Below are 5786 nucleotides of genomic sequence, written 5' to 3'. Positions count from 1 at the left end.
CTTAATCCTATCTGCTGCGTTCTTAACGCAACACGATCTTCTTCTTTCAGAAATCTTTGCATAAAAAAAATTATTAACACATAAAATTAAACTTTTAAACTATTTCATTCAGCATGAGTATATAAATCTATACAACGATTTTAGAAATCTTGTACCTCACTGCACAATATCAAGATATCTCTTAAATATTTTATACTTTTTCGGAAGGTCTACTACAAAACACTTCATTTTTTTATTATAAATTCAACCAAAATTAAAAAATCAATTATTTATTTTCTTTTATTTCAGTAAAAAAAACGTTTTATTTTTATAAAAAAATATTTTATACTACTATGTACGCGTAAGGTTGAAAAATTTAGAAATGTATTTATTGCTTATATGCTTTGTTTCCTTTGGTTGTGCCTGTGCAAATGATAAAAAATTTTCTTCATCTCCGAACTCTTCACATCTTTTCGAAAAAACTCAAGCTCAGCTTACAAAAGAAAAAGAGTCTAAATTTCTCTCGAATAATTGTGATTCTATTAAAATTTTAAAATTTTTCAGAAACTCTCCTCCCCAGACAGTACAAGGGTGGATCCGATATGGACAAATTCTTTCTAGGTACGGACGAGATCTTTTTCCTCATCAAAAGGCAATAAGAAAATTTTGGATAGAAACAATAGTACCAATAAAGTTTTGTGGACCTTTTTTGAACATTTGGTCTAAAGTACTTTCTGTCAGAGACCACGAACATAAAATTATTTACTTGTTGAGTATTAATTCTCCTCAAAATCCTTTGATTGAAAGCGCGCAATCAACAATTAATTTACTAAAAAATCAGTTTCATCCTAACCACGAATTGCGTATTGCAACAGGTCTTTTGGGATTGGATGGTAAATGGCTAGCTCTGTTTCACGGTAAATCCCACCGAGCTTATTTTATGCCAATACTAAGACGTGCTTATGTTCGTTTTTTATTGAGAAAAGATCAGCTAGAAGTGGCCTATCAGTATTGGCTTCGTTGGAAGAACGATCTTTTATCAGAAAAGTATACTTTTAATCCTCAAGCAACGTATGCAGGGTTTAGCGCAGCAAGATCTTTAGTTCGAGACCTGCTTCAAAAAGGGAACGTTAGCGAAGCTGAGCGCGATTCAGCTTTAGCACGTCAATGGTATACAAAAGCTGCTAAGATTATTCGCACAACAGAAAAAAGTAATGGAATTTTTCCAATAGAAAACAGTTGGATAGGAGGGTGGGTCCAAGTTCATTTGAATAACTGGAAAGAAGCGTTAAAGCATTTTTCCTATATGATGAAGCAGTCTTTTATGGAAGATCCAAGAATAATTTCTTCAATGTTGCGAGAGCGATATTATGTAAAAGCAGCATTTTGGTGTGGAGTATGCTGCCAAAAACAATGTAACGTGCAAAAATCTCGTACGTATTTTGAAGAAGCAGCAAAATATCCCTTTTTGTTTTACGGCCAAATGGCGCTGACAAGATTAAAGCGAACATTAGTCATGAAGTTTACCTCTCCTTCATCTTTTGGAAAGTCTCGTGTAATTGAAAGTTTGTTAAATATTTTAAAAGATAAGGAAAATCAGAAACTTCCTGTTAATAACGTATCCTTGGTAAACTGTTTGTTGGATGACCTAATTGATCACTTCAGCTCTATCCAGGAGTGCTGGACTTTTGTTAACATTTTACACAAACAATTTCCTTCAGAAGCTATTTATTTGGCGCGAAAACTCTCAGCGCATAGAGCAAAATATGTTTTTCCTATTGCTTATCCTACGTGCGCGCTTCCAAGACCTTTTCCTGATCCTGCTTTAATATGGTCTATTGCTCTGGGAGAGACGTGTTTTTCTCCCTATGTTGTTAGTTCTAAGGGAGCATTAGGTGTCATGCAGATTATGCCGTTTGATATTGCTAAATATGCTAAAAAAGCTGGGCTTCCCTATAATTTAAGACGAATGAAAGAGTTTACTTATGGAATGAGCTTGGGAATTGAAGAAATAAAGGAAAAATTAGCGTCACATCGACAAAATTACGTATTAAGTATTGCTAGTTACAACGTGGGATCCAGGAAGTTAAAAGAGTGGTACAAAACTTTATATCCAGTTTACGAGAACGACGTTATGTTACGCACGTGTTTATGGATTGAGCGTATTCCTTATGAAGAAACTCGTCAATATGTCTGTAAAATTCTTTCGTTTTATTGTGTGTATCGCTGGATGCAGGGGCGTGCTTTAAAGTACCATGATATGGAGAAACTTTTAGCGTTATAAAATGTAACGCTTAGGGAAGCAGAATTTAATAATCCCTATCAAAGTTTTTGTGGATGTTGGTTGTTTTAGATTTTTAATGGCAACTGCCGGATAGCGTTTTCCGAACTATCGTTCTTTTTGGACGTACATTTAGAAAAATCTTTTTTGTGAAAATTAAGTTGAGATTTAAATAGTAAAAAAATTTTCCCTAACCACGGTGAATTTCATCAAAACATTTGATACAGAGCCTAATCTATCGTTTTGTAGCGGTCAAGAGTTTTTTTAGCGATATTTTCTGGTGGCTATGGGAGTAAAAAGTTATTATTCCCTCTACAGACCTATTAATTATCTTGTCTTTTAGAGATTCGAGCAAGTTTTTCCCTTTAATTTTCTTCTGATCTTTGCTATACTCCTAATTTAAACTTTGTGTTGATAGAGCAAAAATGGAAAAAAGTCTAAGGAAAAAGAGAAAATAAAACTGATTCTTTTTTAGTGACTTTAATCCATTTTTATAACAATTTTATAAATAAAAATTTATAGGATGCTTTTTTATTTTTCCAAAGCACTCATTGTTATTTTTTGAATCTCTTCGACCAAATCAACTAGTTGCTTTCTTTGGGACTCAGATGTATAGTCAAAAAGATATTGATCAAAAGTAATTTTACTGCCTTCACCCTCTCCAGAATGGCTATTCCAGTCATCTAAACAATCTGAGGCTTTTCCGAAAACATCCAAAGATTGCTGAGCGTTTCCTTTATTGTCTTTAATGATGGGATCAGAAAGTTGTTGAACAGAGTTTGTGCAGACACAAAACAAAACTTCGAAAATTTGTTTTTTCAACAGGTTAAATTTTTCACTAGAAAAAGTTATGCTTCCATTTTTTAATTCGGATTTAAATTCTGGAGCGATAAAATTTAAAAAACTTGAAGCCGTATGATGTTTATCATTTTCAAAATTTCTTTGTTTTTTCAAAATAAATTTTTTAAGGTCTTCAAAACTAACTTTTAGCGACTGTATTTGATGGTTTAAAATTTTGGCAACATCCTCACTTTTTTGGTACTCAGACAAGTCAGGAGCTTTTGCTTGATTAGATTTATTTCCTAATAACACTTGGTCTGATACCCTTGAAACAAATTGAGCGACCTCATTCATACCTTCATAAGCTTTAATCTGAGGTATAAATCGGTCTATATTCTTGATAAGAGAAGAGACGAGAGGTTTTATTGGATTGGAATTCATATTAAAATTTTGCTTAGATCCCGTGTTGAATTGTGCTGGAGCATTAAAGGAAGGTTTTAGCGTACCAAAATTGGATACTGTCTTAAATCGGGGAAGCGGTTGCGTATTAAAAGGGGAAAAACTTCCAGAAGAAGCATTTGGATATCCTGCTGTCTTAAATCGGAAAGGCTTTTGCGTATCAAAAGGGGATGGATTTTTAGATGAAGAATCTTCAGGAGCAAAATTTTGTGTAGTTTTTCTGTCTGAAGAATTTCGACCTTTTAAGCTTTGGCTCCCTAAAGAAAAAATTCGAGTTTTGACTGTTTCAGAAAAAATTTCCTCAAATTTAGAAAAATCGACAACTTTTTGTTTAGATAATTCAGTTGCCTCTTTAAACTCTTCCTCGCTTGGATACACACCACTAGCAATTGCCTTATTAAGCTCTTCTTCGGTTGGATATTTAACAAGCGATCTAGTAACGTCTGTACTGCCGATTGCTTTTTTCAGATCTGCAACGAAAGATTCTTTAAATTTTTTTGTTTCTTCGAAGGTTATGGATTTCAGAACTTCTTGAGGTAATTTTTCTGAGTTTTCAACTATACCACTTAAAAAATTTTTTGCGCCAATCAAGACACTATACACATGGTTTAATCTTTTTTTTACATAATCAACATCGGAATCGATATCTTTATAGTTTTTTAGGAGGGACGGTCCCACTGATTTTAGGGAAAAGAGTTTTTCATTGAAAAATGAGTCGGCGATGTTTCCTTGTATTTCTCTCATCCAAAGATTAATATTGTATTCATCAGCATGTGCACAAGAACTTAAAAGAAAAACAAATAAAAATATTTTTTTCATTTTAATTGATGTTAGAATATTCCTTATTATGATAAAATAAAAAAATAAATTTTTTATATATTTGATTACTGATTTAATATTTTAGATGATATGGTAGGGGAATATCTATTTGTATTATCAAGATTTTTTTGAAGTTTTTAACTAAAGATATTTTTTGTTAGAATTGGTAAAGGAAGTCTTTTAAAAGTCTCTAAAAATGATTGTATGTAAATTTTGAGAATGTTCGGAGTGCTTTAAAAGCGGTTTTGTTCGAGGAGGGAAGCGGTACAAATGTAAAAAATATAGAAAAAATTTCATGTAAACTCGGGGGTGCCCGAGAAAAACAAGCTCCAAGCCCTCGTTTTATACGTAAGCGACCTTTCAATGAACCGAATTGCTCAGAGTTTTTGTTTCAGCACGACAGCTGTTTTTAAGGGGGCTGGCACCTTATAATCAAAGCTATGCGCAAAAGTTGAGCCATCCCCAGAAGACAAAGGTATTGTCAAGAAAATCGATGAATTTTGGCATTATTTAAAAAAAGAAGCAAAAATTTGGATTTTTAAAGCTTAGATTTCTAAAGCTTGAATTTCTAAATCCTATGATCGTGCTGGAAAACAGCTTATCGATTGAAAATTTTGTAATCACTCGAATCAAACATTCAAACGACTTTTTGAACGATTAAAAAAATGGAAAATTTAATTTTATTGCTCAGGTCGTTAAGCAAGTTTTAATAAAATTATTCCAAGCCCCCGCCTCTTTCAGGGAAAAGATAAAACGTTTTTCATTGAACAAAATAACGCTCCACACCGCCATTGGTTTGCAAGATTTGCTAATCAAAAATCCAGAAGAGCTTTTCTGAATTTTTCTAATATACTCCATACTCCCCCTCACTTTTTTTCAGGTAGTTTAAAAGATCGCTGAAATCAAAGAATAAGAGTTTATCTTTGATCCACCTGAGTCCCCTTGTGTTCTTGTGTAAGGCTTGTTATAAAAGCGTATACAATAGCAACAGCGACAATGGTCATAAGTTTGGAAAGTCTTCCCAAATCTTTCATATGGGTATTTTCAAGGTTGACCCCTTGCGTTTTCATAGTTCTGAACAGCCGTTCAATGTCCCATCTTTGTTTGTTTAGTACCCGGTCTTTATCTTGGGCAAATGACAAGGTACGCATCTTTAATCTTTTTACCTACGGCCCCCCCTAGGATCATCCAGCATGTTATACAGATGGCGGCTTTCGTCCGTATTTAGGTGAGTAAAAAATCCTTCAAAGGCTTTTTAGAGGTGCCAAAGTTGGCCAATGGATTGTCTTTTATACGGATAAAAAAGGGATCTTGTTGTCACACAAATAAGTGATCCAATCTTTGCCCACAAATTCGCGATCAGCTGAAAAGGAGAGAATTTTATCGACCCCAAAGATTTCCTTAAATTGGTTTAATAAACTGATGCGTGCTTGGGGGGGCGAATTTTTCTGGTGATCAAGCATTCTCC

At 33.7% G+C, this 5786-nt stretch carries 4 protein-coding genes; 2 read left to right on the top strand and 2 right to left on the bottom strand.

Annotated elements, in window-relative coordinates:
- Positions 1 to 370: 370 nt before the first annotated feature.
- Complete coding sequence (locus tag HE1_RS05955; protein ID WP_206537261.1) at positions 371 to 2263, top strand: lytic transglycosylase domain-containing protein; 1893 nt, start codon at positions 371 to 373, stop codon at positions 2261 to 2263.
- Between the two features lie 528 nt (positions 2264 to 2791).
- Here the strand turns inward: HE1_RS05955 and HE1_RS05950 are convergent.
- Positions 2792 to 4177, bottom strand: a complete 1386-nt coding sequence (locus HE1_RS05950) for a hypothetical protein (RefSeq protein WP_035545702.1) — start codon at positions 4175 to 4177, stop codon at positions 2792 to 2794.
- 341 nt (positions 4178 to 4518) lie between these two features.
- Here HE1_RS05950 and HE1_RS05945 point away from each other — a divergent pair, with 341 nt between their 5' ends.
- Positions 4519 to 4731 carry a hypothetical protein gene (locus HE1_RS05945; protein ID WP_035545699.1) on the top strand — a complete coding sequence of 71 codons (213 nt, stop codon included), beginning with the start codon at positions 4519 to 4521 and terminating at the stop codon, positions 4729 to 4731.
- Between the two features lie 504 nt (positions 4732 to 5235).
- On the opposite strand, the gene HE1_RS05940 is transcribed toward HE1_RS05945, so the two are convergent.
- Entirely contained in the window at positions 5236 to 5469 is a 234-nt protein-coding gene (locus tag HE1_RS05940) for a transposase (protein WP_035545739.1), read from the bottom strand.
- Positions 5470 to 5786 lie beyond the last annotated feature (317 nt).

This window comes from Holospora elegans E1, assembly GCF_000648275.1.
GTDB lineage: Bacteria > Pseudomonadota > Alphaproteobacteria > Holosporales > Holosporaceae > Holospora > Holospora undulata_A.
Note: the sequence above shows the minus strand (reverse complement) of the source record. Positions and strands in the feature narration are given on the sequence as shown.

Excerpts from the sequence above, each read along its gene's own strand:
- HE1_RS05940 (WP_035545739.1), bottom strand. The coding sequence starts at position 5,469 with ATGCGTACCTTGTCATTTGCCCAAGATAAAGACCGGGTACTAAACAAA.